Here is a 22,702-nt window from a genome sequence, read left to right as displayed (position 1 = left end):
GGGGGTATGCTGTTCCTCGAACGGCGGAGACGCCCGAAGGCACAGCACACAGATGGAGACGATGATGACCACCAGTTCCGTCCACGCGACCACCGGCCACGGCACCCACGGCGGCCACAGCGGTCATGAGGGCCACGCCGGTCACGGCAAACACGCCGGTCACGCGGGACACGCCGCGGCCCGCCCCGGCGGGCTCTCGGTCTCCGAGAGCGGATACACCCTCGAATTCGACTCGGTGATCCTGCCCGCCGGACCGCAGACGGTCTCCTTCCGGATCACCGGCCCCGACGGCCGGCCGGTGACCGACTTCACCCCCGAGCACGAGAAGACGCTGCACCTCATCGCCGTCCGGCGGGACACGGCCGGATTCCAGCACGTGCACCCGGTGATGGACCACCACGGCACCTGGACGGTCGAGCTGACCCTGGAGCCGGGAGCCTGGCGGTTCTTCGCCGATATCCACCCGACCGGCCACGACGGCACCATCACCCTGGGGATCGACGCCTCGGTCGCCGGGCAGTACGACCCCCGGCCGCTCCCCGAGGCCACCCGGACCGCCCGCACCGGCGAGTACACCGTCGCCCTCGGCGGGGAACTGCTCCCCGGCGCCGCGAGCGACCTGACCCTCACCGTCAGCCGCAACGGCAGTCCCGTCACCGACCTCCAGCCCTATCTGGGCGCGTACGGACACCTGGTGGCGCTGCGGGTCGGCGACCTCGGCTATCTCCATGTCCACCCCGAGGGCGAGCCCGGTGACGGTGTCACCGAACCGGGGCCGGGGATCACCTTCATGGCCGCCGCGCCTTCGGCCGGCACCTACCGCCTCTACCTGGACTTCCAGCACGAAGGCACCGTCCGCACCGCCGAGTTCACGGTACGCACCGCGAGCGCCCACGGCGCGCCGGAAGCACCCCGTGCCGAGCCCCACGCCGAGCCGCACGCCGAGACCCGTGCGGAACCCCGCGCCGAGACCCCGGCCGCCCCCGCGCACCCGGGCCACCACCACGGCCACGGCCACCATGGGCACCACTGACCCCGGGCGGGTCACCGGCCGGCAGCCGACCCGGAACCTGCCCGTACCGGAAGGACCGTCATGCCACGTCTGACCGCCCTCACCCCCGAAACCGCCGTCGGCGCCTCGCGGGACCTCCTCGCCGAGCTGGTCTCCCGTCACGGCCGGATCGGCGACATGGTCTCCACCATGGCGCACTCACCCGCCGTACTGGGCGGATACCTCCAGCTCAGCCGGGCCATGGGACGGGCCAAGCTGGACCGCAGGATCAGCGAACGGATCTCCATCGCCGTCCAGGTCCAGCAGGGCTGCGGGCTCTGTCTCGACGCCCACACCGGCGCGGCCCGCGCGCTCGGAGTGGCCGAGGAGGAGATCGAGCGGGCCCGCGAGGGCACCTCGGCCGATCCCGCGATCGCCGCGATCATCGCCCTCGCCCTCCGGATCTACCGCGAACCGGCGTCGATCACCGACGACGAGGTCGCCGCACTGCGGGCCCACGGCTACGGCGACCGCGCGATAGCCGATGTGGTCGGCGTCGTCGCCCTCAACATCCTCACCGGCTCGTTCAACCTGCTCGCCGGCCTCGTCCCGGAGAGCGGCACCGATGACTAGGAACGCCACCGCCTCCCGCCGCGGGGCACGGACCCCGCGGAGGGGCCGTGCCCCGCCGCACGGACCCGGAAGGAACACCGCCATGGCCCTCTTCGCCAACCGCGACTACCGCTATCTCTTCAGCGCCCAGATCATCTCCCTCTTCGGGACCGGGCTGACGACGGTGGCCCTCGGACTGCTCGCCTACGAACTCGCCGGCCCGAGCGCCGGTACCGTCCTCGGCACCGCCCTGACCGTCAAGATGGTCATGTACGTGGTCATCGCCCCGCTCGCCGCCGCCTACGCCGCCCGCTTCCCCAGAAGAACCTTCCTGGTCCTCCTCGACGTGGTGCGCGCCGCGGTCGTCCTGGCCCTGCCGTTCGTCACCGAGATCTGGCACATCTACGTACTGATCGGCCTGCTCCAGGCCGCCTCCGCGGCCTTCACCCCGACCTTCCAGGCCGTCATCCCCGATGTCGTGACCGACGAGTCCGACTACACCCGGGCGCTGTCCGCCTCCCAGGTCGCCTCCACCATGGAGAGCCTGCTCAGCCCGGTCCTGGCCGCGGTCGCCCTGGCGTTCATCAGCTTCAACTGGCTGTTCCTCGGCACCTCCGCCGGCTTCCTGATCTCCGCACTGCTCGTCCTCCCGGCCCGTATCCCCGAGGCCCGCCCCACCACCCAGACCCGGGCCTGGGACAAGGCCGCGGCGGGCATCCGGACCTTCCTGCGGACCCCGCGGCTGCGCGGCGTCATGGCCCTCAACCTGGTGGTCGCGGCGGCCGGTTCGATCGTCGTCGTCAACACCGTCAACTACGTCCGCGACGAACTCGGCGGTTCGCAGTCGGACGTCGGCTGGATGCTCGCCGCCTCCGGCGGCGGCACCCTCCTGGCCGCCCTCGTACTGCCCCGGATCCTCGACCGGGTCGCCGCCCGCACCGTCATGACGACCGGCGCCGGAGTCCTGGTCACCGGCACTATCGCCGCGGTGATCACGGTCGCGGCGGACCTGGCCTCCCGCGCCGGTACGGCGGTCGTCTGGGCCGTCATCGGCGCCGGTATGGCCCTGGTCATCACCCCGACCGGCGCGGTCCTGCGGGCCTCCGTCGAACGGAGCGCGATCCCCCAGGCGTTCGCGGCCCAGTTCTCCCTCTCGCACCTGGCCTGGCTGATCACCTACCCCATCGCCGGATGGCTCGGTACGCACGGGGGCTACGTCCTCACCTGGTCCGTCCTCGCCGCCCTCGCCGTCACGGGCACCGCGGGCGCCCTTCTCCTCTGGCCCCGGCAGGAGGGCCGACGCCCCGCGGCCGGCCCCGCGACCCCGCTCCGGCCCGTGGCCCGGACCGGCCGGTCCGCCCTCTCCAAGGCCGCCTGAGAAAAAGCTCCTTGCTCCTCCCGCACCACCCCGGTCCCCGCCCGCCGTCCGTACGGCGGACGGGGACCGTCGCCGTACCGCCGGTGGCATAGGCTGGCCCGTGCAACTGGTTCGCCCCGTCAGCCGGACGGGCGCGCCGTAAGAGGGAACCCGGTGAAAATCCGGGACTGCCCCGCAGCGGTGAGCGGGAACGACCGCCGTCATACGCACTGGGCCCGAGCCGGGCCTGGGAAGCGACGGCCAGTAGGTGCCCGCCGGGAGACCGGCAGGCGTGCCCGCGAGTCCGAAGACCTGCCCGTTGCCCGCGCGCGGACGTCTCCGTGCGCGGATATTCCGGTGACCTCGAGGGCGGGTCGGCGTACATACCTGCGGATCGTGCCGTACAACCCGGCCCGGCCGTCCGGTACGTCACCCTTCGCGCTTCTCGTCCCGTTGCCGGGATCTCAGGGATTCATCTCGCGAAGGAGATCTCCGTGACCACCAAGTCCGCAGCCGCGGCAGCACGTGCCACCGTGTACGGCTACCCCCGCCAGGGGCGGGACCGGGAGCTGAAGAAGGCCGTCGAGGGCTACTGGAAGGGCACCGTGACCGCGGACGCCCTCCACACCACCGCGGCCGGGCTGCGCCGGGCCACCTGGCGGCAGCTCGCCGACGCCGGTATCGGCGAAGTCCCCACCGGTGACTTCTCGTACTACGACCACGTCCTCGACACCACCGTCATGGTGGGCGCGATCCCGGAGCGGCACCGCGCCGCCGTCGCCGCCGACCCGCTGGACGGGTACTTCGCGATGGCCCGGGGCACCCGGGACACCGCGCCGCTGGAAATGACCAAGTGGTTCGACACCAACTACCACTATCTGGTCCCGGAGCTGGGACCGGACACCGTCTTCACCGCCGATCCGGCCAAGCAGCTCGCCGAACTCCGGGAGGCCCTCGCCCTCGGCGCGGCAGCCCGGCCGGTCCTGGTCGGCCCCGTCACCTATCTGCTGCTGGCCAAGCCCGCGCCCGGCACCGCCCCCGGCTTCGACCCGCTGACCCTGCTGGACCGGCTGCTCCCGGTCTACGCCGAGGTCCTCGCCCGGCTGCGGGCGGCCGGCGCCGAGTGGGTGCAGCTCGACGAACCCGCCCTGGTCCAGGACCGTACCCCCGCCGAACTGAACGCCGCCGCCCGCGCCTACCGCGACCTCGGCACCCTGGCGGACCGGCCCCGCATCCTGGTCGGCTCCTACTTCGACCGGCTCGGCGAGGCGCTCCGCGTCCTGGCCGCAGCCCCCGTCGAAGGACTGGCGATCGATTTCACCGGCCCCGCCGCCGCGAACCTGAACGACCTCGCCGCCGCGGGCGGTCTCCCCGGCAAACGCCTGGTGGCCGGAGTCGTCGACGGCCGCAATATCTGGACCGGCGACCTGGAGAAGTCCCTCGGCACCCTGGGCACCCTGCTGGGGCTCGCCGACCGGGTCGACGTGGCGGCCTCCTGCTCCCTGCTCCATGTCCCCCTCGACACCGCCGGTGAACGCGATATCGACCCCGGTGTCCTGCGCTGGCTGGCCTTCGCCCGGCAGAAGACCGACGAGATCGCCACCCTGGCCCGCGGACTGACCCACGGAACCGCCGCCGTCGAGGGCGAACTCTCCGCCAACCGTGCGGCCCGTGCCGCCCGGGCCGCCTCGTCCCTCACCCACGACCCGGCGGTCCGCGCCCGGACGGCCGCCGTCACCGCGGCCGACGCCCGCCGCTCCCAGCCCTACGGGGCGCGCACCGCGGCCCAGCGCGCGCACCTCGGACTGCCCCCGCTGCCGACCACCACCATCGGCTCCTTCCCGCAGACCACCGGAGTGCGCACCGCCCGCGCCGACCTGCGGACCGGACGTATCGGCACCGCCGCCTACGAGGAGGCCGTCAAGGCCGAGATCCGGGAGGTCGTCGCATTCCAGGAGAAGGCCGGAATCGACGTCCTCGTCCACGGCGAGGCCGAACGCAACGACATGGTGCAGTACTTCGCCGAACAGCTCACCGGCTACCTCACCACCCGGAACGGCTGGGTCCAGTCCTACGGAACCCGCTATGTCCGGCCGCCCGTCCTGGCCGGCGACATCTCCCGCCCCGACCCCATGACCGTCCGCTGGACCCGCTACGCCCAGTCCCTCACGGACCGTCCGGTCAAGGGCATGCTCACCGGCCCGGTCACCATGCTCGCCTGGTCCTTCGTCCGCGACGACCAGCCCCTCGCCACCACCGCCCGCCAGGTCGCCCTGGCCCTGCGCGACGAGGTGAACGACCTCGAAGCGGCCGGTACCCGCATCATCCAGGTCGACGAGCCCGCCCTCCGGGAGACCCTGCCCCTGCGCACCGCCGGGCACGCGGACTATCTCGCCTGGGCCACCGAGGCCTTCCGCCTCACCACCGGCGGCACGGCGCCGGAGACCCAGATCCACACCCATATGTGCTACGCCGAGTTCGGCGACATCGTCGACGCCATCGACGATCTCGACGCCGACGTGATCAGCCTGGAAGCGGCCCGCTCCCATATGCAGATCGCCCATGAACTCGCCGCCCACGGCTACCCCCGCGAAGCGGGCCCCGGCGTCTACGACATTCACTCCCCGAGGATCCCGTCCCCCGAGGAGCTGGCCGCCCTCCTCCGCACCGCCCTCCGCGCGGTCCCCGCCGAACGCCTCTGGGCCAACCCCGACTGCGGACTGAAGACCCGCGCCTGGCCCGAGACCCGGGCCGCCCTGGAGAACCTGGTCGCCGCGGCCCGTACGGTCCGCGGCGAACTGCCCGATTCCTGACGGAACACCACTCCGGTGGGGCCGACCGCCCCACCGGGGTCACCGGGGCCGCCCAGCCGACGGCCGACGGGACAGCGCCGCCAGGCCGATGGCGATCCACGCCGCGTTCAGCAGCGCGGACGGCCAGGCCTGGTGATAGCCGGAGTTGACGGTCAGCGCGGCGGAGCCGAAGAGGTTCAGCAGCTGGAAGGACCGGCCGTCGGAGCGGACCCGGCCCGCCGAGGCGAGGGCGTAGGCCGCCAGCAGCAGTCCGGCCCCGGACCAGCCGACCAGGGCGAGTACGGCCCCGCCGTCCGTCACCGCGACCTGGCGCCGACGACGGCGTAGGCCCGGACCGGAAAAGTGCCCATGCCCTCGACGGCCGGCGGGACGGCATGGAAGCGGAAGCCCCCCTCGGGCAGCTCCTCCAGACCGCGCAGATGCTCCACGACGGGGATACCGGCGCCCAGCAGCAGGGTGTGCGCGGGCCGGGTGCCGTCCCGGATGTCGTCGATGTTCAGCGAGTCGATACCGACCAGCGCGGCCCCCTGCTCCACCAGCCAACCGGCAGCGTCCCGGGTGAGGAACGGATGCCCGCTCCCGTACCGATCGCTGCCCCAGTGCCGCGACCAGCCGGTGTGGACCAGCACGGCGTGCCCCCGGACGTCGTACGGGACCAACTCCTCCCGCCCCACGGCCCGCCGCTCCTCACTCACCGCCCGGATCACGATCCCGTCCAGATCGGCGAGCCTGCCGAGCGGGAGGGCCGCCAGGTCCGCGCCGTCGCCGTAGCGGTGGAAGGGGCTGTCGAGATAGGTCCCGGTATTGGAGACCATCGAGATCCGGCCGATCGCGAACTCGGTACCGGGCGCGTAGTGCTCGCGGGAACCCTCGCGGGAGAGATGGTCACCGATCTCGGGCCCCGGCAGCCCGGGATAAGTGATCATGCCGTGCCGGATGGGGTGACTGAGGTCCACCGTCCTGCGGCCCCGGTACCCGGTTTGCTCACCGTTCTCGTCCATGCGCATATCCTCAGTGCAGTCCCACTGCACCACAAGCGAGTCTTTCTGAAGCGACGCTACAGTCCCGCTTATGGAACTGGACCCCCGCCGACTCCGAGTCCTGCGCGCCGTCGCCCTCCGCGGCGGCGTGGTCGACGCGGCCGAAGTGCTCCATCTGACGCCCTCGGCCGTCTCCCAGCATCTGGCCCGGCTGGAACACGAGGTCGGCCAGCCCCTGGTGGACCGCTCCCGCCGCCGTACCGGACTCACCCCGGCGGGCCGACTGCTCGCCGCCCGCGCCGAACGCATCGAACAGGAACTCGCCGAGGCCCGCCGCGAACTGACCCTCCTCGCCGGCCGCGCGTCCGGCCCGGTCACCGTCGGCGCCTTCTCCACCGCGGTCGCCCACCTCCTGGTCCCGGCCCTCACGGAACTCGCCCGCACCCACCCGGCCCTGGAACCCCGGCTGATCGAACTGGAGGGCCCGGAAGCCCTGCGCGAACTCCGCACCGGCGGCCTGGACCTCCTGGTCACCGAGTACGACGCGGCCGACCCCGACCCTCACCGGGACGCCCCGGACCTGATCTCCGTCCCGGTCGCCGACGACGAATACCGCATCGTCACCCCGGCCGACTGGACCCCCGCCCCCCGCACGGTCAACGACCTCCGCGACCGCCCGTGGATCGGCTCCCCGCCGGGCACCGCCTGCCACCGCGCCCTGGCACGCATCTCCGCCGAATACGGCCTCACCCCCCGCCGCGTCCATATCTGCCGCGAATTCCCGACGGCGCTCTCCCTGGTCCGGGCCGGCCTGGGCGCGGCCGTCCTCCCCACCCTGGCCCTCACCCCCGACCTGGTCCCCCTCCCGGCGGTCCGCGTAGCGGGCCACCGCCGCATCGCCGCCACCCACCGCACCACCCGCTCCGGCCCGGCCCCCCTCACCTCCACCCTGGTGGACGCCCTCCAGCAGGCGGCGGCGAAACTGGGGCTCGCCGGGGCGGGGTGACACGGGAGCGTGCCGGACAAGGGGGCACTCGTACACTCGCCTGCTCGCCTCTGCGCCGGGAATCGCCACATCGGGCAACGTGGCAGGTTCCGATCAAAAGTGCCCGGAGTTACCTTGTCCGCTGAGGCCTTCGCCGAGTGGTGTCGTGCGCACGGCGGTCTCGTTGAGGACGACCGCCTCAGTAGCGCCCTCAGTTCCCCCTGCTGCAGGCACCGTGCCGAAGCGCGAGCCGGTCGTGGTGGTGCGACGCGGGGTTCATTTGCAGAGCCCCATCATGGTGTCGTCGAAGTCGGGGAACTCCTGGGCCGCCAGCTCGATCACAGCTGCCGCCGAGCGGCGCTGGTCCGGTGCGAACGCTTCGGCGATGGCTGCCAATTCCGGATTCGGGCGCGCCTTCCAGTCGGGTTCGTACGAGGTGGCCGCTTCCCATGGGCCGTAGCCGTCGGCCAGTAGCCACAGGAAGTCGCCCAGGTCGCGGGCGACGACACCGGTCTCGCCTTCGGAGCCGAGGAAGACGATGGGCTGCTCGGCCGGCGGCCGGTTCGGGCGGATGAGCCAGAACGCCGCGTACCCGCCCGTACCGTCCTGCCCGAACACGCGGAAGTCGCTGCCGTCCAGTTCGCTGTTTCCGGTCCAGGCCTGGAACCAGTCGGTGGTCTCGGCCGCGGACAGGAAGGCCGGGAAGGGTTCGAAGTCGACCCCGGTCTTCCCGTCGGCGTAGTCGAATTGAACGGTCATGGCAGCGGCAAGCGCGGCGGGGAACCGGCGGTCATCGGTGTGCTTCATGGAGACAGGCTAAAAGCTGTCCCGCAACTGCCGGCCCTGCCCGGCGGCTCCGCTCCGTGATCGGGTGATCAGCAAAAGTCGAGCGGGATGTCCTCGGCCACGCAGTACTTCATGACACCGATCAGCCGGCGGACATCCTCAATGCGTCGTTGGAGCACGGGGCCGTCGGCGGCGTGCGGCTGCTCACCGATGATCGCTTCCAGTCGGGGCAGCATGGCCGCGCACTGAGCGGCTGTGAGGTCGCCGTCGTCATCCGCGTGGTCGAGTAGCGGTGTCAGCGGGGTCGTGACGCTGCTCCAAGGGCGGTCTCCGCCGAACCCGGCCATCTCACGGAGGTGAAGTCCCTCAGTCCGGGCCAGCCACTGCCTGAACAGGTTGAACCCGTAGTACGACCACGAGATATCCGGGCCGGCTACGTTGTCGTCCGCTGGGCAGAGCGCGAGTCCCATCCTGACCTCCTTGCTGCTCCACGATCATGATCAGTTGTGGGTAGGTGTCGCGGCAACTGAAATGATCTGTCGCATGGCTGGTGTGATTCACGGCGCCGCAGCCGTCCTGATCCGATGGCGGCGGTGGCGGCCCACTACTGACGCCGCCGGAACCACCGTGATCGCTGATGGCGGCTACCGGGGCGCCGGCCTTGGTCATCCCGCACCGCCGCGAGCGCGGCCCGAGCGGCCTGGCTGTCCGGAAGGAAGAGGGCAACGCTTGCCACCGCACGGCCCGTTCTCGCGTCGAGCACGTCTTTGGATGTACGCAAGAGTTGAGCTGATCAGTGGCGGTGATGTCCGGTCTACAACCAGTCGCGCTTTTTGAAGATGACGTACAGGCTCACGCAGACCACCGCCATCAACAGGATCGCGAAGGGATACCCCGCCGCCCACTTGAGCTCCGGCATGGTCTCGAAGTTCATGCCGTAGATGGTTCCCACGAGTGTGGGGGCGAACAGAATGGCCGCCCACGACGAGATCTTCTTGATCTCCTCGTTCTGCGCGAAGCCCGCCTCCGCCAGTGCCCGCATCTCCGCGTTCTGTTCCTGGGCGACCAGGGTGGCGTTGACCGTGAGGATGTCCGCGAGGGCCTGGCGGAAGGCGTCCACGCGTTCGCTCGTGTGGGTCACATGGTCCGCGACGTCGCGGAGGTAGCGCTGCAGTTCTTCGTCGGTGCCGTACTTCGCGAAGCCCGCCGTCAGGGCGTGGAGCATGCCGACGAGGGGGCGGGTCGCGCGCTGGAACTCCACCATTTCGCGGGCCAGCTGGTAGATGCGGCGGGAGACCGCCGGGTCGCCGCCGAAGACCTCGGTCTCGATTTCGTCGATGTCGTTCTGGACGCCCGCCACTACCGGGGCATAGCCGTCGACCACCGCGTCGAGGATCGCGTACAGCACCGCCTCGGGGCCCAGGGCCAGCAGTTCGGGGGTCTCCTCCATCCGCCGGCGGACCGCCGAGAGGTCGGGGGCGGCGCCGTGGCGGACCGTGATGACGAAGTCCCGGCCGACGAAGACATGCAGCTCGCCGAAGTCCACCCGCTCCTGCGCGTCGAGGTAGCGGGCCGCCCGCAGCACCACGAAGAGGGTGTCTCCGTAGCGCTCCAGCTTCGGGCGCTGGTGCGCCTCCAATGCGTCCTCAAGAGCCAGTTCGTGCAGATCGAACTCGGCCGCCAGCGAGAGCAGCTCCTGCTCCGTCGGGCGGTGCAGACCGATCCACGCCATGCCGTCGGGGTCCGTGCCGAGCTGCCGGTACGTCTCCGACAGGGATTCCGGTACGGAGACGCGACGGCCGTCGCGGTACAGGGCCGCCTGCACCACGCTGGTTCCGCCGTATCCGCCGGGGGGTCCGGCGGCCTCGGGGGAGAGGGCTTCGTCCTTCTGCGGGGACGGCCTCGGGGGCATCGTGGTCACCTCCTTCGCGGCTGCCGGACGGCGGGGGCGATCCGCCGCCGGCGTACGGACGGGCAGATGCCGCGCCTACCCCGGCTGGGTGCAGGATAACCACGGAGCGACGACCGGCCGCCGCCGCATTGCGGACCGAAACTGTCCGCAATCGTCGCTACGGTGAGCCCATGGCTCCGAAGGCAGACACCTCTCCCGTCCTCGACGACCGCGCCCTGAACCGGGCCACCCTCGCCCGGCAACTGCTGCTGCGCCGCGCACCCCGGTCCGAGGTGACCGTCGAGCAGGCCGTCGCCCGGCTCGTCGGGCTCCAGGCGCAGAACGTCAAGCCCCCGTACTACGCCCTCGCCGCCCGCCTCGCCGACTTCGCCCCCGGTGAGCTGTCGGAGCCGATGGCCGACCGCCGGGTGGTCCGGATCGTCACCCTCCGCTCCACCATCCACACCCACACCGCCGACGACGCCCTCGCCCTGCGCCCACTGCTCCAGTCGGGTGGCCCGGACCGGGAGCTGAAGGCGTTCCGGTCCCGGGGCGGGCTCGACGGGGTGGACCTCGACCGGCTCGCCGCGATCGCCCGCGAGCTGGTCGAGACCGAGCCCCGGACCATGAAGGAGCTGCGCGACGCCCTCCTCGCACACTGGCCCGGCGCCGATCCCCTCTCCCTCGGCATCGCCGTCCGCTGTCTGCTGCCCCTGGTCCAGGTCACCCCGCGCGGCCTCTGGGGGCGGAGCGGCCAGGTCCGGCTGACCACCGTCACCCACTGGCTGGGCCGCGAACCCGGACCGCCCGCCGGACTGGACGGGACCGTACTGCGCTATCTGGCCGCCTTCGGGCCCGCCTCCGTCAAGGACTTCCAGACCTGGTCCGGGCTGACCCGGACCCGGGACGCCTTCGAACGGCTCCGCCCCCGCCTCGCCGTCTTCCGCAGCGAACACGGCACCGAACTCTTCGATTTGCCCGACGCCCCGCGGCCCGCCGCCGGCACCCCCGCCCCGCCGCGCTTCCTGCCCGAGTACGACAACCTCCTGCTCTCCCACGCCGACCGGCGCCGCGTCGTCGCCGACGACCGCCACGCGGGCCTCACCTGGAAGGGCAACCAGTCCTATCCGGTCTTCCTCCTCGACGGCTTCCTCGCCGGAGTCTGGCGCCTCGACGAGGACGCGAAGACCGGCGCGAGGGCCGGCTCGGAGACCGGTGCGAAGGCTGGTGCGGAGATCGTCGTGGAGCCCTTCGGTGAACCGTCCGCGAAGGACCGGGCGGCGCTCGCCGAGGAGGCGGAGCGGACCCTCTCCCTCATGGCCCCGGACGCCGCCGCGCACCGGGTCCGGTTCGGAACCGTACGGTCCTGAACCCGCGGCTCAGAGCCCGATGTCCCGTCTCCGTACGTCCTCGAAGGTCTCGCGCCGCACCAGCAGCCGGGCCCGCCCGCCGCGGACCGCGACCACCGGCGGTCGTACGGCGTACCGGCCGCCCGGGGCCGTCGGCACGCCGTACGCCCCCGGCGCCGGGACCGCCAGCAGATCCCCGGGCCGTACGTCCACCGGCAACTCCGCCCCGTCGGCGATGACATCCCCGGGCCCGCCGTGGCGGCCGACCACGGTCGCCGGCCGTACGGGGGCCGGGGACAACCGGCCGATCAGCCGGACCGGAGCGGCCCCGGCTGCCTCGCCCGGCCCGCCGTCGACGGCGACCAGCGCCCGGCCGCCCGGCCCGCGCCCGACCGCGAGGACACGGTGGAGCACCACCTCCGCCGGTGCCGTCAGCGAGCGGCCCGGTTCGACCGTGAGCCGCGGTACCGAAAAGTCGAACTCCGCGCAGACACGCAGCAGTTCACCCTCGATCCGGCGGGCGTACGCGGCGGGCGGCGGCGCCGGATGGCCGGGGACCCCCGGCAGGGCGAACGGCAGGGCGAAGCCGCCGCCGAGGTCCAGCTCCGGCAGCGGCACACCGAACCGGTCCCGGATCCGGGCCAGCAGCGCGACCGCCCCTCGTACCGCACCCGCGTACCGAGCCGGGGCCGTCGCGCCGGAGTCCGGAGGGCAGTGGAGGCCGACGAGCTGAAGCCGCGGCTGCCCCAGCACCCGGGCGACGGCCTCCTCCGTCTCCGGGCCCGCCGCGACCCCGAACTCCGGCCGGGCAGCCGGGGAACCGTTGCCCGGCCGTACCCGGATCAGCACCTGCTGCGGTTCCGGGCCGGGTGCCTGCGAGGCGATCCGGGCGATCTCGCAGGGTGAGTCGATCACGATCCGGCCGACCCCGAGCCGCAGCGCGGTCCGCAGGTCCCTCGGCGACTTGGCCGGGCCGTGCAGCACGATCCGGTCCGCCGGGAAGCCGCGGGAGGCCGCCAGCTCCAGTTCGTCCGCCGTACCGACAGCCAGCCCGAGGCCCTCGTCCGCCATCCAGTCCACCACCGCCCGGCAGAGGAACGCCTCCGCCGCATAGACCACGTCGGCGTCCGGCAGCGCCCGCCGCCAGGCGCGGGCTCCGGCCCGGACCGCCTCCTCGTCGATGACGCGGACGGGGGTGCCGTACCGCTCGGCGGGCTCGGTCAGGGGTACGCCCGCCATGGCGACGTCACCGCCGGGCCGGGCGAGCGCGGACCCGGGCCACGGTGGCGGGTCGGTCATTCCGGGGACCGGGACGGGCGCCGACGCGCGTATCGACGTCGCGGGTGTAGGTGCCATGGGTACCGCCGTCATCCGTACACCTCCGGAGAGGGGAGAGGGGAGAGGAAAGGGAAAGTGGGGAGGGGCAGAGGGGGAGGGAGAGACTGCGGTATCAGTCGAGGAAGGGGTGGACCAGTGGCGACGCCGTGTGCGAGTGCTCCGGCGCGGCGGGCGGAGCGGCCTCCCGGATCCGGCGCCGGGCACAGAGCCCGGCCGCGGGCCCTGGCTCGGCCGCCGGGCGGGAAGCCGTGGGGAAGGGGGCCGTGAACCGGGGGTCGACCGTCACCAGGAATACGCCGAGAGGTTCGGCCAGCGACCGCAGCGCCGGTTCCGCCAGCCTGATCCACCGGGCGTCCGGGCCCAGCGCGGCCGTGAGCCGCAAGGGGCTGCTGAAGCCGACAGCCGTACGCACCCCGGCCGGTGTGCGCAGGAAGCGGAGCTGGTGCCCGCCGGCGGAGCCGGTCCTGACCGGTACGTACAGCGGGCCCGCCGGGCGGCGTTCATCGGGGTCCGCGCCGTCGCCGGACGCGGTTGCCTCGGGGGTGAGCGTGGTCATGGTGCCTGGTCCTCCGACGGTGGGGATGGTGTCTCCGGTCGTCGAAGCTATGCCCGGGACGGGGCGGTCCGGACGGTCCATGACGCGGCGCTGACCTTAGGGGGGCGACTTTTGACGCCTTCCTGGCGCGCGGGGCGGCGCTGCCCTCCCGGGCTGCCCGGAGTACTGCCGGAACAGGGCACCTCACCGTGTTCGGGCTTGTTACCGTCTCCGTATGCCGGACCCCTTCCTCCCCTTCCTTCCCGCCGTGGACCTGACGTCCCTGCCCCGTGCCGAGTTCGCCTTCCCGGGCCCGCTGCGGGACCGTCTCGTCGCCGCGATCCTGGACGGCACCAAGACCGCCACCACCGGACTGCTGACCGAGTACGAACGGGAGGACGAGCCGCTGCCGGTGGCGGGGGAGCTGTCGGTGGTCGTCGACTCCGAGGACTGCCCCGTCGCGGTCATCGAGGTGACCGGCGTCCGGGTCGTCCCGCTGCGGGACGTCGACCCCGGCCACGCCCGGGCGGAGGGCGAGGGCACGGACACCGTCGCGCAGTGGCGGACCGCCCACGAGCACTTCTGGCACAGCGACGCGATGCGCGCGGCCCTGGGGGATCCGGGCTTCACCGTCGACGATTCGACCCGGGTGGTTCTCGAACGCTTCCGGGTGGTCGCCGAGCTCCGCCCGGCGACGGCCCCCTCGGAGTAGTACCGGCCCGCAGCAGCCCCGGACCGCTGTGGCAGGTCCGGGCGGCACCCCGGGCGCCCCCCCCGCACCGCAGCAGCCTCCCGCACCGCAGCGGCCCCCGGCCCGCCCCGCAGGGCCTACGGCAGCAGCCCCGCCCTGCGCGCCGCCACCACCGCCTCCAGCCGGGTGTGGGCGCCCAGTTTCCGCATCGCGCCGCGCAGATAGCCCTTCACCGTCTCCGGGCGGAGCCCCAGCCGGTCCGCGGTCGCCGCGTTCGTCGCGCCCGCGGCCACACAGGCCAGCACGTCCAGTTCGCGCGGGGCCAGCGTCACCGGCGCCGGTGCCTGCGCGGGGCTGCCCGCCGGGGCGCCCGCGCCGGAGAGCCGGGCGCAGACCCCGAGGATCGTCTCCCGCAGCACCGGGTCCACGACCTGGGCGGCCAGTGCCCGCAGCTCGGTGTGGATGTGGCGGACCTCCTCCCAGCAGCCGCTGCCGGCGACCGGTTCCCGGGCGGCGGCGAGCAACTCCTGCACCTCGTCCCGGACGACCAGCGACTGTTCCACGTCCCGCGCCGCGGCCACCGCCGAGTCGAACACCCGGTCGCCCATGGCGACCGGCCTGCGCAGCGCCCCGTACAGCACGCCCCGTACCCGGCGACGCACCACCACCGGCACCGCCAGGACCGACCGCAGGCCCTCGGCCGTGACCGCCGCGTCGTACTCGTGGCTGATATGGCGCGACATCCGGTAGTCCGTCACCGCGCAGGGCCGGGACAGGGCGATCGACTTCCCGCCCAGACCATTGCCCGCCGAGATGCCCAGTCCGTGCAGCGCGGCCGTCTGCGCCCCGCTGACCTGGGCGATGCGCAATCGGTGGGGGTCGTTCAGTAGCCCGCCGAACACCACGGGCAGTCCGCTGCTACGGCGCAGGCGTACCAGTGCCGCCTGCATTTCCACCGACTCGGCCGGATCCGGCATGGCCCTGCTTCCCTCGGAACTCGCGTCGTGTCGCCAGCACCCCCGATCGGGGGTGGTGAGACCTACGTCACTGATTACACGATGCTACTGAGTGGTGCGGCAAGGAGGAGGCCACATGGTGACAGGCAGTGCGACGCAGGAGTTCCGGGCGGCCCGGGACTTCCTGCTGCGGCACCGGGAGGACTACCGGAGTGCCTACGACGGCTTCGTCTGGCCCCGCCCGGAGCACTTCAACTGGGCGCTCGACTGGTTCGACGTGATCGCCGAGGGCAACGACCGCACCGCGCTGCACCTGGTCGACGAGGACGGCACCGAGACGAAGCTGAGCTTCGCCGAGCTGTCGGAGCGTTCCGACCGGGTCGCCAACTGGCTTCGTGAGCAGGGCGTACGCGCCGGACAGCGGATGCTGGTGATGCTCGGCAACCAGGCCGAGCTGTGGGAGACCGCGCTCGCCGCGATGAAGCTGCGGGCCGTCGTCATCCCCGCCACACCGCTGCTGGGCCCGGTCGATCTGCGCGACCGGGTGCGGCGGGGCCGGGTCTCCCATGTCCTCGTACGCTCCGCGGACGCGCCCAAGTTCGCCGAGGTGCCCGGGGACTACACGCGGATCGCGGTCGGCGAGCCGGTCGCGGGCTGGCTGCCGTACGGCGAGGCGTACGGTGCCGGATCCGGCTTCCACCCCGACGGTCCCACCCGTTCGGACGACCCGCTGATGCTTTACTTCACCTCGGGCACCACTGCTCGCCCCAAGCTCGTGGAGCACACGCACACCTCGTACCCCATCGGTCATCTGGCGACGATGTACTGGATCGGCCTGCGCCCGGGCGACGTCCATCTCAATATCTCGTCGCCGGGCTGGGCCAAGCACGCCTGGTCGAACCTCTTCGCACCGTGGAACGCGGAGGCCACCGTCTTCGTCCACAACTACCAGCGGTTCGACGCGGCCCGGCTGATGGCCGAGATGGACCGGGCCGGCGTCACCAGCTTCTGTGCCCCGCCGACCGTCTGGCGGATGCTCATCCAGGCCGATCTCAAGCTGCTGCGGACGCCGCCCCGTGAGGTCGTCGCCGCCGGTGAGCCGCTCAACCCCGAGGTCATCGAGGTGGTACGGCGCGAATGGGGGGTCGCGGTCCGGGACGGCTTCGGGCAGACGGAGACCGCCGTGCAGATCGCCAACAGCCCCGGCCAGCTGCTGAAGGCGGGCTCCATGGGGCGGCCGAGCCCCGGCTACACGATCGAACTGCTCGACCCGCTGACCGGCCGCCCCGGCGCGCGCGAGGGCGAGATCGCCCTCGACCTGTCGCCCCGGGCCCGGCCGGTGGGGCTGCTGAAGGGCTACCACGGCGATCCGCGGCGTACCGCCGACGCCACCGCCGGCGGCTACTACCGCACCGGCGATATCGGGGCCCGCGACCCCGACGGCTACATCACCTACATCGGCCGCTCCGACGACGTCTTCAAGGCGTCCGACTACAAGATCTCCCCCTTCGAGCTGGAGAGCGCGCTGCTGGAGCACGCGGCGGTCGCGGAGGCGGCCGTGGTGCCCGCGCCCGATCCGGTACGGCTCGCGGTCCCCAAGGCGTACATCGTGCTGGCGGACGGCTGGGAGCCGGGCCCGGAGACCGCGAAGGAACTGTTCCGCCACGCGCGTTCGGTGCTCGCCCCGTACAAACGGATCCGGCGGATCGAGTTCGCCGAACTGCCCAAGACCGTCTCCGGCAAGATCCGCCGGATCGAGCTGCGCGAGCGGACCGCCACCGGCGCCGTCACCACCGAGTACGACGAGGCGGAGTACCGGTGACCCTGATGCAGGACCGGCCCGCGGGCGCCGGACCCGGCGACGCCCCCGGACTCTCGTACGACCACGGCACCGGCGGCGGGCCACTGCTCGGCGACACCATCGGCCGCAATCTGGACCGGGCGGTCGCCGCCTGGCCGGAGCGGGAGGCGCTGGTCGACGTGCCGTCCGGACGGCGGTGGACGTACGCCGCGTTCGGCGCGGCCGTCGACCGGCTGGCCCGCGCCCTGCTCGGCCACGGCGTCGCCCGCGGCGACCGGGTCGGCATCTGGGCGGTCAACTGCCCCGAATGGGTGCTGGTGCAGTACGCCACCGCCCGGATCGGCGCGATCATGGTCACCGTCAATCCCGCCTACCGGTCCCATGAACTCGCCTATGTGCTGCGGCAGTCCGGGGTCTCGGTGCTCTTCGCCTCGCGGCGGCACAAGACCAGCGACTACCGCGCCCTGGTCGACGAGGTCCGCGACGACTGTCCCGGGCTGCGCTCCGTCCACTACTTCGGAGACGCCTCCTGGGACCGGCTGACCGCTGCTGCCGAAGGGGTGACGGACGAGGCGCTCGCCGCGCGGGGGGCCGCCCTCTCCTGCGACGACCCGGTCAACATCCAGTACACCTCCGGGACCACCGGTTTTCCCAAGGGCGCCACCCTCTCCCACCACAACATCCTCAACAACGGCTGGTTCGTGGGGGAGAGCCTCGGCTACACGGAGACGGACCGGATATGCATACCGGTGCCCTTCTACCACTGCTTCGGCATGGTCATGGGCAATCTGGCCGCCACCTCCCACGGCGCGTGCATGGTGATCCCCGCGCCGTCCTTCGACCCCGCGGCCACCCTGGCGGCCGTGGCCGCCGAGCGCTGCACCTCCCTGTACGGGGTGCCGACGATGTTCATCGCCGAACTCGACCACCCCGGCTTCGCCGGCCACGACCTGTCGTCCCTGCGCACCGGGATCATGGCGGGCTCGCCGTGCCCGGTGGAGGTGATGGAGCGGGTCGTCGCGGAGATGAACATGGCAGGTGTCGCCATCTGTTACGGGATGACGGAGACCTCGCCCGTCTCCACCCAGACGCACCGCGACGACGATCTCGAACGGCGTACCGCCACCGTCGGCCGCACCCTGCCGCATATCGAGGTGAAGATCGTCGACCCGGTGAGCGGGGTGACGCTGCCGCGGGGCGAGGCGGGGGAGCTGTGCACCCGCGGCTACTGCGTGATGCTGGGGTACTGGGGCGAACCGGAGCGCACGGCCGAGGTGATCGACGCGGGGCGCTGGATGCACACCGGGGATCTGGCCGTGATGCGGCCCGACGGATTCGTCCGGATCGTCGGCCGGATCAAAGACATGATCATCCGCGGTGGTGAGAACGTCTACCCACGGGAGATCGAGGAGTTCCTCCACCGGCATCCGCAGATAGCCGACGTCCAGGTGGTCGGGGTGCCGGATCCGCGGTACGGCGAGGAGATCCTGGCCTGTGTGGTGCCTCGCGACCCGGCGGACCCGCCGACCCTGGACGCCCTGCGGGCCTTCTGCGACCAGCGGCTGGCCCACTACAAGATCCCGCGCAGGCTGGAGATCCTGGACGCCTTTCCGATGACGGTGAGCGGCAAGGTACGGAAGGTGGAGCTGAGGGAGCGGTACGGGGCCGGCTGACGAAGGCCCGTACGGCCCTGTCCGCGGTACGGGGCGGACCGGCGGATTCCGGTACGGCTCTGCCCGCCGTACGGGGCCGGGCCCGGGGGCGACCGGGACCTGCCCGCCCTACGAGACCGGTTCGTACGGACCTGCCCGCCGTACGGAGCCGGGGCGTCCGGCGAGGACGCCCGCGCCCCCGGGCCCCGGCCCTCGGCGCGGCCGCCGGCGCGGCGCGGCCGCCGGCGCGGCGCGGCCGTCAGCGCGGTGCGGCGGCCGGGAGTTCGCGGCGCATGCAGACGCGCGGCCAGCGGTCCAGGCCGTGCTCCTTCTCCGCGCGCCGGATCTCCCGCAGCCCCTCGGTGACCTCGGAATCGGGCACCACCCGGAATCCGAGGCGCGCGTAGTACGGCGCGTTCCAGGGCACCTCGGCGAAGGTCGTCAGGGTCAGCGCGGTGAGCCCGTCCGCCGCCGCCAGTCCGGCGAGATGGTCGATCAGCGCACTGCCGAGCCCCCGGCGCGCGGCGGCGGGGTGCACCGAGACCTGCTCGACATGGGCGGCGCCGTCCACGGTGTCATGGATGAGATAGCCGAGCGGCCGTCCGTCCCCGTCCTCGGTGACCCAGGCCCGGCCGGCCGCGCGGTAGCACTCCAGGACCTCCAGCGCGGGCGGCTCGTCGTCCGCGATCTCCACCATGCCGAGTTCGCGGAACGGCTCTCCGGCGGCCCGTTCGATGTCCTGGAGGAGCGGCAGATCGGCGGCTTCGGCCCGGCGTATGCGCATACCGCAAGTATCCCCCGGCGGGTCGCCGGGCGCGGGCGGCGGGGGGTCATTTCGGGCCGGACTCCGGCGGCGGGGGGTTATTCGGGCCGGGCTCCGGTGGGGCGTGACCGGGAGTCAGGGCGCGCCCGCCGCGACCAGGCCGCGGGCCGGGCCGTTCGCCGGGCGCGGCTCGCCCGCGAGGTCCACCACGAAGAGCGGGATGCCCAGCTCGTCCGCGCGGTCCAGCGCCTCGTCGGTGTACCCGGCGAGCGCGAAGTAGACCGGGACCGCCGCGGCGGTGAGGGCATTGAGCCAGAGGCACTCCACATCGCGCAGCGTCGTACGGAGCGTGGACGGCTCGACCTGGGCGACGACGCCCCGGCCGCGCAGATCGGTGCCCGCGGGGAGCCGCGGACCGGCCGGGACGCCGGTCCGGGGCTCGGGCTGGTGCACCACCTGGGGCACCACGTCGTGGAAGCCGAGCCACTCCAGATAGTGGGCGGCCGTCGCGACCGCGTCGCGGGCGGTACGGACGGGGACCGGGCGGAAGGCGGGGCGCGCGCCCTCGCCCGAGCGGGGGACGGGCACCCGTCCGGCCGGATCGGCGGGGACCGTCGGACCGGCGGCGGGGGCGGCCGGAGGCGGGCCGTCCAGGTCCTCCGGGGGCGTGTCCGCCGCCCGAACGGCGGGCCGGATCAGGGTGCCGCAGGGGCAGCCCACTTCGGGCCGGGGCCAGTCGTTCGCCTCGCCGCAGGACGCGCAGTGGACGGTCACCCACTCCTCGTCCCAGATCCGCCGGTACAGCACCGCGGGTTCGGCCGTGCTCAGCAGCGGGACGGCGACCGTGGTGCCGCAGGGGCAGAGATAGCCGGGGGAGGAGTAGCGATGCTCCCGGTGGCAGTGGGGACAGCGCAGTCGGACCGGCTCGGCCGCCGTCATGGCGCCCCCTCCTTCGTGCCCGCGGTGCCCGCACGGCCGGATACCCGGTGGCACGGCGGGAGTTCGGGCTCCGCCGCGCGGCGGCGCGGCGGTCCTCGTGGCGCCGGTCACGGCGCCGGTCGTTCGGTCGGCTCCATGGTCCCGCACCCGGCGGGGCGGGGCGAGGCCGCCCCTCGCCGTGCCTTGACGCTGCCCGGAGCGCCTTCTACATTGATTTCGCATAACAGAATTAGACTTTCGCATCGTGGAAATCGTCGAGCCTGGGTGGCGGAAGGCTCCGCGATGGGGTCCGAGCAGAATTGGGGACACAGATGCCTCGTATGACCGCTGCCCGCGCGGCAGTCGAGATCCTCAAGCGGGAGGGCGTCACCCATGCCTTCGGTGTGCCGGGTGCCGCGATCAACCCCTTCTACAAGGCGCTGCAGGAGGGCGGCGGCATCGACCACACGCTCGCCCGGCATGTCGAGGGCGCCTCCCATATGGCCGAGGGCTACACCCGCACCCGGCCGGGGAACATCGGAGTCTGCATCGGCACGTCCGGCCCGGCCGGCACCGACATGATCACCGGGCTGTACTCGGCCACCGGGGACTCCATACCGATCCTCTGCATCACCGGCCAGGCGCCGACCGCGGTGATGCACAAGGAGGACTTCCAGGCGGTCGACATCGCGGCCATCGCCCGGCCCGTCACCAAGGCGGCCACCACGGTGATGGAAGCCGCCCAGGTGCCCGGTGTGTTCCAGCAGGCCTTCCATCTGATGCGGTCGGGCCGCCCCGGGCCGGTCCTGATCGACCTGCCGCTGGACGTCCAGCAGGCCGAGATCGAGTTCGACCCCGAGACGTACGCGCCGCTGGCGGTCCACCGGCCGGCCGCCACCCGGGCCCAGGCCGCCAAGGCGCTGGAGATGCTGCTGGCCGCCGAGCGGCCGCTGATCGTGGCGGGCGGCGGGGTGATCAACGCCGATGCCTCGGCGCTGCTGGTCGAGTTCGCCGAACTGACCGGGGTGCCCGTGGTCCCGACCCTGATGGGCTGGGGAACCATCCCCGACGACCACGACCTGAACGCGGGGATGGTCGGCCTCCAGACCTCCCACCGCTACGGCAACGCCACCTTCCTGGAGTCCGACTTCGTCCTCGGTATCGGAAACCGCTGGGCCAACCGCCACACCGGCGGCCTGGACGTCTACACCCGCGGCCGGACGTTCGTCCATGTCGATATCGAACCCACCCAGATCGGCCGGATCTTCGCCCCCGACTACGGGATCGTCTCCGACGCCCGCGCCGCCCTCGCGCTCTTCACCGAACTGGCCCGGGAGCACCGGGCCGAGGGCACCCTGCCCGACCGCTCCGCCTGGGCCGCCGCGGCCCGGCGGCGCAAGGCGACCCTCCAGCGGCGGACCCACTTCGACCAGGTGCCGCTGAAGCCCCAGCGGGTGTACGAGGAGATGAACCGCGCCTTCGGACCGGAGACGCGGTACGTGACCACCATCGGGCTCTCCCAGATCGCGGGCGCCCAGCTGCTCAACGTGTACCGGCCCCGCCATTGGATCAACTGCGGTCAGGCCGGTCCGCTGGGCTGGACCATCCCGGCCGCCCTGGGTGTCGCCACCGCCGACCCGGACTCGCCCGTCGTCGCGCTCTCCGGGGACTACGACTTCCAGTTCATGCTGGAGGAACTGGCCGTCGGGGCGCAGCACCGCATCCCGTACGTCCATGTCCTGGTCAACAACGCCTATCTGGGCCTGATCCGCCAGGCCCAGCGGAACCTGGACATCAACTTCCAGGTGAATCTGGAGTTCGAGAACATCAACTCCCCCGAACTGGGCGTCTACGGCGTGGACCATGTCAAGGTCGTCGAGGGCCTGGGCTGCAAGGCGCTGCGGGTCACCGAACCGGACGCGCTGCTGCCCGCCTTCGAGGAGGCGAAGAAGCTGGCCGCCGAGTACCGGGTGCCGGTGGTCGTGGAGGCGATCCTGGAGCGGGTCACCAATATCTCGATGGGCGTGCAGATCGACGCGGTCAACGAATGGGAGGAGCTGGCGACCGAGCCGGAGCACGCCCCCACGTCGGTGCTGCCGCTGGAACTCTGACACCGCCGCGCCCCGCCCGGTCAGCTACCGCCGCGCCCCCGCCCGGATCCTTCCGGGCGGGGGCGCACAGCCGTCGGCGCGGATACGGCGAAGGACTGTCGGCCGGATACACCGGTAGACCGTCCGCGCGGATACGCCGGAGGGCCCGCACTCCGCGATGGAGTGCGGGCCCT

At 72.6% G+C, this 22,702-nt stretch carries 20 protein-coding genes, 1 pseudogene and 1 riboswitch; of the genes and pseudogenes, 11 read left to right on the top strand and 10 right to left on the bottom strand.

Annotated features, from left to right (window positions below):
• Positions 1-64: 64 nt before the first annotated feature.
• From ACWDR0_RS13580 to metE, 4 genes are all read left to right on the top strand, one after another.
• The gene (locus tag ACWDR0_RS13580) at positions 65-1,033 is read left to right on the top strand and encodes a hypothetical protein (protein ID WP_456351822.1); all 969 of its coding nucleotides are present in this window, start codon (positions 65-67) and stop codon (positions 1,031-1,033) included.
• A gap of 60 nt (positions 1,034-1,093) precedes the next feature.
• Positions 1,094-1,624 carry a carboxymuconolactone decarboxylase family protein gene (locus ACWDR0_RS13575; protein WP_456351821.1) on the top strand — a complete coding sequence of 177 codons (531 nt, stop codon included), beginning with the start codon at positions 1,094-1,096 and terminating at the stop codon, positions 1,622-1,624.
• Between the two features lie 82 nt (positions 1,625-1,706).
• Positions 1,707-2,981, top strand: coding sequence for an MFS transporter (locus ACWDR0_RS13570; protein ID WP_456351820.1), 1,275 nt, complete (start codon positions 1,707-1,709; stop codon positions 2,979-2,981).
• Between the two features lie 90 nt (positions 2,982-3,071).
• A riboswitch (cobalamin riboswitch) is annotated at positions 3,072-3,294 on the top strand.
• Between the two features lie 160 nt (positions 3,295-3,454).
• Positions 3,455-5,773, top strand: coding sequence for a 5-methyltetrahydropteroyltriglutamate--homocysteine S-methyltransferase (gene metE / locus ACWDR0_RS13565; protein WP_456351819.1), 2,319 nt, complete (start codon positions 3,455-3,457; stop codon positions 5,771-5,773).
• A 39-nt stretch (positions 5,774-5,812) separates the two neighbouring features.
• Here the strand turns inward: metE and ACWDR0_RS13560 are convergent, their stop codons facing one another.
• A complete protein-coding gene (locus ACWDR0_RS13560) occupies positions 5,813-6,073 on the bottom strand; it encodes a CBU_0592 family membrane protein (RefSeq protein ID WP_456351818.1) in 261 nt (86 codons plus the stop codon).
• Positions 6,070-6,774, bottom strand: a complete 705-nt coding sequence (locus ACWDR0_RS13555; RefSeq protein WP_456351817.1) for a cyclase family protein — start codon at positions 6,772-6,774, stop codon at positions 6,070-6,072. Before ACWDR0_RS13555 ends, ACWDR0_RS13560 begins: the two co-directional genes overlap by 4 nt.
• A gap of 70 nt (positions 6,775-6,844) precedes the next feature.
• On the opposite strand from ACWDR0_RS13555, the gene ACWDR0_RS13550 reads away from it, so the two are divergent.
• A complete protein-coding gene (locus tag ACWDR0_RS13550) occupies positions 6,845-7,759 on the top strand; it encodes a LysR family transcriptional regulator (RefSeq protein ID WP_456351816.1) in 915 nt (304 codons plus the stop codon).
• Positions 7,760-8,014: 255 nt separating this feature from the next.
• Here the strand turns inward: ACWDR0_RS13550 and ACWDR0_RS13545 are convergent, their stop codons facing one another.
• Together ACWDR0_RS13545 and ACWDR0_RS13540 are read right to left on the bottom strand one after the other, a co-directional pair.
• Positions 8,015-8,545, bottom strand: coding sequence for an SMI1/KNR4 family protein (locus tag ACWDR0_RS13545; protein ID WP_456351815.1), 531 nt, complete (start codon positions 8,543-8,545; stop codon positions 8,015-8,017).
• 68 nt (positions 8,546-8,613) lie between these two features.
• Positions 8,614-8,994, bottom strand: a complete 381-nt coding sequence (locus ACWDR0_RS13540) for a hypothetical protein (protein WP_456351814.1) — start codon at positions 8,992-8,994, stop codon at positions 8,614-8,616.
• A gap of 151 nt (positions 8,995-9,145) precedes the next feature.
• On the opposite strand from ACWDR0_RS13540, the pseudogene ACWDR0_RS13535 reads away from it, so the two are divergent.
• Positions 9,146-9,293: pseudogene (locus tag ACWDR0_RS13535) on the top strand (IS5/IS1182 family transposase); the annotation flags it as partial.
• A gap of 45 nt (positions 9,294-9,338) precedes the next feature.
• Here the strand turns inward: ACWDR0_RS13535 and ACWDR0_RS13530 are convergent.
• A complete protein-coding gene (locus ACWDR0_RS13530; protein WP_456351813.1) occupies positions 9,339-10,436 on the bottom strand; it encodes a magnesium and cobalt transport protein CorA in 1,098 nt (365 codons plus the stop codon).
• A 170-nt stretch (positions 10,437-10,606) separates the two neighbouring features.
• Here ACWDR0_RS13530 and ACWDR0_RS13525 point away from each other — a divergent pair, with 170 nt between their 5' ends.
• Positions 10,607-11,785 carry a winged helix DNA-binding domain-containing protein gene (locus ACWDR0_RS13525; protein WP_456351812.1) on the top strand — a complete coding sequence of 393 codons (1,179 nt, stop codon included), beginning with the start codon at positions 10,607-10,609 and terminating at the stop codon, positions 11,783-11,785.
• 9 nt (positions 11,786-11,794) lie between these two features.
• On the opposite strand, the gene ACWDR0_RS13520 is transcribed toward ACWDR0_RS13525, so the two are convergent.
• Together ACWDR0_RS13520 and ACWDR0_RS13515 are read right to left on the bottom strand one after the other, a co-directional pair.
• Entirely contained in the window at positions 11,795-13,135 is a 1,341-nt protein-coding gene (locus ACWDR0_RS13520) for a diaminopimelate decarboxylase family protein (RefSeq protein ID WP_456351811.1), read from the bottom strand.
• A gap of 79 nt (positions 13,136-13,214) precedes the next feature.
• Positions 13,215-13,658 carry an SAV_915 family protein gene (locus ACWDR0_RS13515; protein ID WP_456351810.1) on the bottom strand — a complete coding sequence of 148 codons (444 nt, stop codon included), beginning with the start codon at positions 13,656-13,658 and terminating at the stop codon, positions 13,215-13,217.
• Between the two features lie 214 nt (positions 13,659-13,872).
• Here ACWDR0_RS13515 and ACWDR0_RS13510 point away from each other — a divergent pair, with 214 nt between their 5' ends.
• Entirely contained in the window at positions 13,873-14,349 is a 477-nt protein-coding gene (locus ACWDR0_RS13510) for an ASCH domain-containing protein (RefSeq protein ID WP_456351809.1), read from the top strand.
• A 116-nt stretch (positions 14,350-14,465) separates the two neighbouring features.
• On the opposite strand, the gene ACWDR0_RS13505 is transcribed toward ACWDR0_RS13510, so the two are convergent.
• Positions 14,466-15,305 (bottom strand): response regulator transcription factor, encoded by an 840-nt coding sequence (locus tag ACWDR0_RS13505; protein WP_456351808.1) that lies wholly within the window; start codon positions 15,303-15,305, stop codon positions 14,466-14,468.
• A 115-nt stretch (positions 15,306-15,420) separates the two neighbouring features.
• Here ACWDR0_RS13505 and ACWDR0_RS13500 point away from each other — a divergent pair, with 115 nt between their 5' ends.
• Both ACWDR0_RS13500 and ACWDR0_RS13495 read left to right on the top strand, forming a co-directional pair.
• Entirely contained in the window at positions 15,421-17,106 is a 1,686-nt protein-coding gene (locus ACWDR0_RS13500) for an AMP-binding protein (protein WP_456351807.1), read from the top strand.
• A gap of 5 nt (positions 17,107-17,111) precedes the next feature.
• A complete protein-coding gene (locus tag ACWDR0_RS13495) occupies positions 17,112-18,758 on the top strand; it encodes an AMP-binding protein (protein WP_456351878.1) in 1,647 nt (548 codons plus the stop codon).
• A gap of 238 nt (positions 18,759-18,996) precedes the next feature.
• Here ACWDR0_RS13495 and ACWDR0_RS13490 read toward each other — a convergent pair whose 3' ends face one another.
• The gene (locus ACWDR0_RS13490) at positions 18,997-19,521 is read right to left on the bottom strand and encodes a GNAT family N-acetyltransferase (RefSeq protein ID WP_456351806.1); all 525 of its coding nucleotides are present in this window, start codon (positions 19,519-19,521) and stop codon (positions 18,997-18,999) included.
• 114 nt (positions 19,522-19,635) lie between these two features.
• Positions 19,636-20,439 (bottom strand): hypothetical protein, encoded by an 804-nt coding sequence (locus ACWDR0_RS13485; RefSeq protein ID WP_456351805.1) that lies wholly within the window; start codon positions 20,437-20,439, stop codon positions 19,636-19,638.
• A 311-nt stretch (positions 20,440-20,750) separates the two neighbouring features.
• Here ACWDR0_RS13485 and gcl point away from each other — a divergent pair, with 311 nt between their 5' ends.
• On the top strand, positions 20,751-22,529 hold the full coding sequence (gene gcl, locus ACWDR0_RS13480) for a glyoxylate carboligase (RefSeq protein WP_456351804.1): 1,779 nt from the start codon (positions 20,751-20,753) through the stop codon (positions 22,527-22,529).
• Positions 22,530-22,702 lie beyond the last annotated feature (173 nt).

This window comes from Streptomyces sp. NPDC003691 (assembly GCF_053981115.1).
Note: the sequence above shows the minus strand (reverse complement) of the source record. Positions and strands in the feature narration are given on the sequence as shown.

What these genes read in the sequence shown, in the direction of transcription:
- ACWDR0_RS13580 (WP_456351822.1), top strand. Translation starts at nt 65, where the DNA reads ATGACCACCAGTTCCGTCCACGCGACCACCGGCCACGGCACCCACGGC.
- ACWDR0_RS13575 (WP_456351821.1), top strand. Translation starts at nt 1,094, where the DNA reads ATGCCACGTCTGACCGCCCTCACCCCCGAAACCGCCGTCGGCGCCTCG.
- ACWDR0_RS13570 (WP_456351820.1), top strand. Translation starts at nt 1,707, where the DNA reads ATGGCCCTCTTCGCCAACCGCGACTACCGCTATCTCTTCAGCGCCCAG.
- ACWDR0_RS13555 (WP_456351817.1), bottom strand. Translation starts at nt 6,774, where the DNA reads ATGGACGAGAACGGTGAGCAAACCGGGTACCGGGGCCGCAGGACGGTG.
- ACWDR0_RS13550 (WP_456351816.1), top strand. Translation starts at nt 6,845, where the DNA reads ATGGAACTGGACCCCCGCCGACTCCGAGTCCTGCGCGCCGTCGCCCTC.
- ACWDR0_RS13545 (WP_456351815.1), bottom strand. Translation starts at nt 8,545, where the DNA reads ATGAAGCACACCGATGACCGCCGGTTCCCCGCCGCGCTTGCCGCTGCC.
- ACWDR0_RS13540 (WP_456351814.1), bottom strand. Translation starts at nt 8,994, where the DNA reads ATGGGACTCGCGCTCTGCCCAGCGGACGACAACGTAGCCGGCCCGGAT.
- ACWDR0_RS13530 (WP_456351813.1), bottom strand. Translation starts at nt 10,436, where the DNA reads ATGCCCCCGAGGCCGTCCCCGCAGAAGGACGAAGCCCTCTCCCCCGAG.
- ACWDR0_RS13525 (WP_456351812.1), top strand. Translation starts at nt 10,607, where the DNA reads ATGGCTCCGAAGGCAGACACCTCTCCCGTCCTCGACGACCGCGCCCTG.
- ACWDR0_RS13520 (WP_456351811.1), bottom strand. Translation starts at nt 13,135, where the DNA reads ATGACGGCGGTACCCATGGCACCTACACCCGCGACGTCGATACGCGCG.
- ACWDR0_RS13515 (WP_456351810.1), bottom strand. Translation starts at nt 13,658, where the DNA reads ATGACCACGCTCACCCCCGAGGCAACCGCGTCCGGCGACGGCGCGGAC.
- ACWDR0_RS13510 (WP_456351809.1), top strand. Translation starts at nt 13,873, where the DNA reads ATGCCGGACCCCTTCCTCCCCTTCCTTCCCGCCGTGGACCTGACGTCC.
- ACWDR0_RS13505 (WP_456351808.1), bottom strand. Translation starts at nt 15,305, where the DNA reads ATGCCGGATCCGGCCGAGTCGGTGGAAATGCAGGCGGCACTGGTACGC.
- ACWDR0_RS13500 (WP_456351807.1), top strand. Translation starts at nt 15,421, where the DNA reads ATGGTGACAGGCAGTGCGACGCAGGAGTTCCGGGCGGCCCGGGACTTC.
- ACWDR0_RS13495 (WP_456351878.1), top strand. Translation starts at nt 17,112, where the DNA reads ATGCAGGACCGGCCCGCGGGCGCCGGACCCGGCGACGCCCCCGGACTC.
- ACWDR0_RS13490 (WP_456351806.1), bottom strand. Translation starts at nt 19,521, where the DNA reads ATGCGCATACGCCGGGCCGAAGCCGCCGATCTGCCGCTCCTCCAGGAC.
- ACWDR0_RS13485 (WP_456351805.1), bottom strand. Translation starts at nt 20,439, where the DNA reads ATGACGGCGGCCGAGCCGGTCCGACTGCGCTGTCCCCACTGCCACCGG.
- gcl (WP_456351804.1), top strand. Translation starts at nt 20,751, where the DNA reads ATGCCTCGTATGACCGCTGCCCGCGCGGCAGTCGAGATCCTCAAGCGG.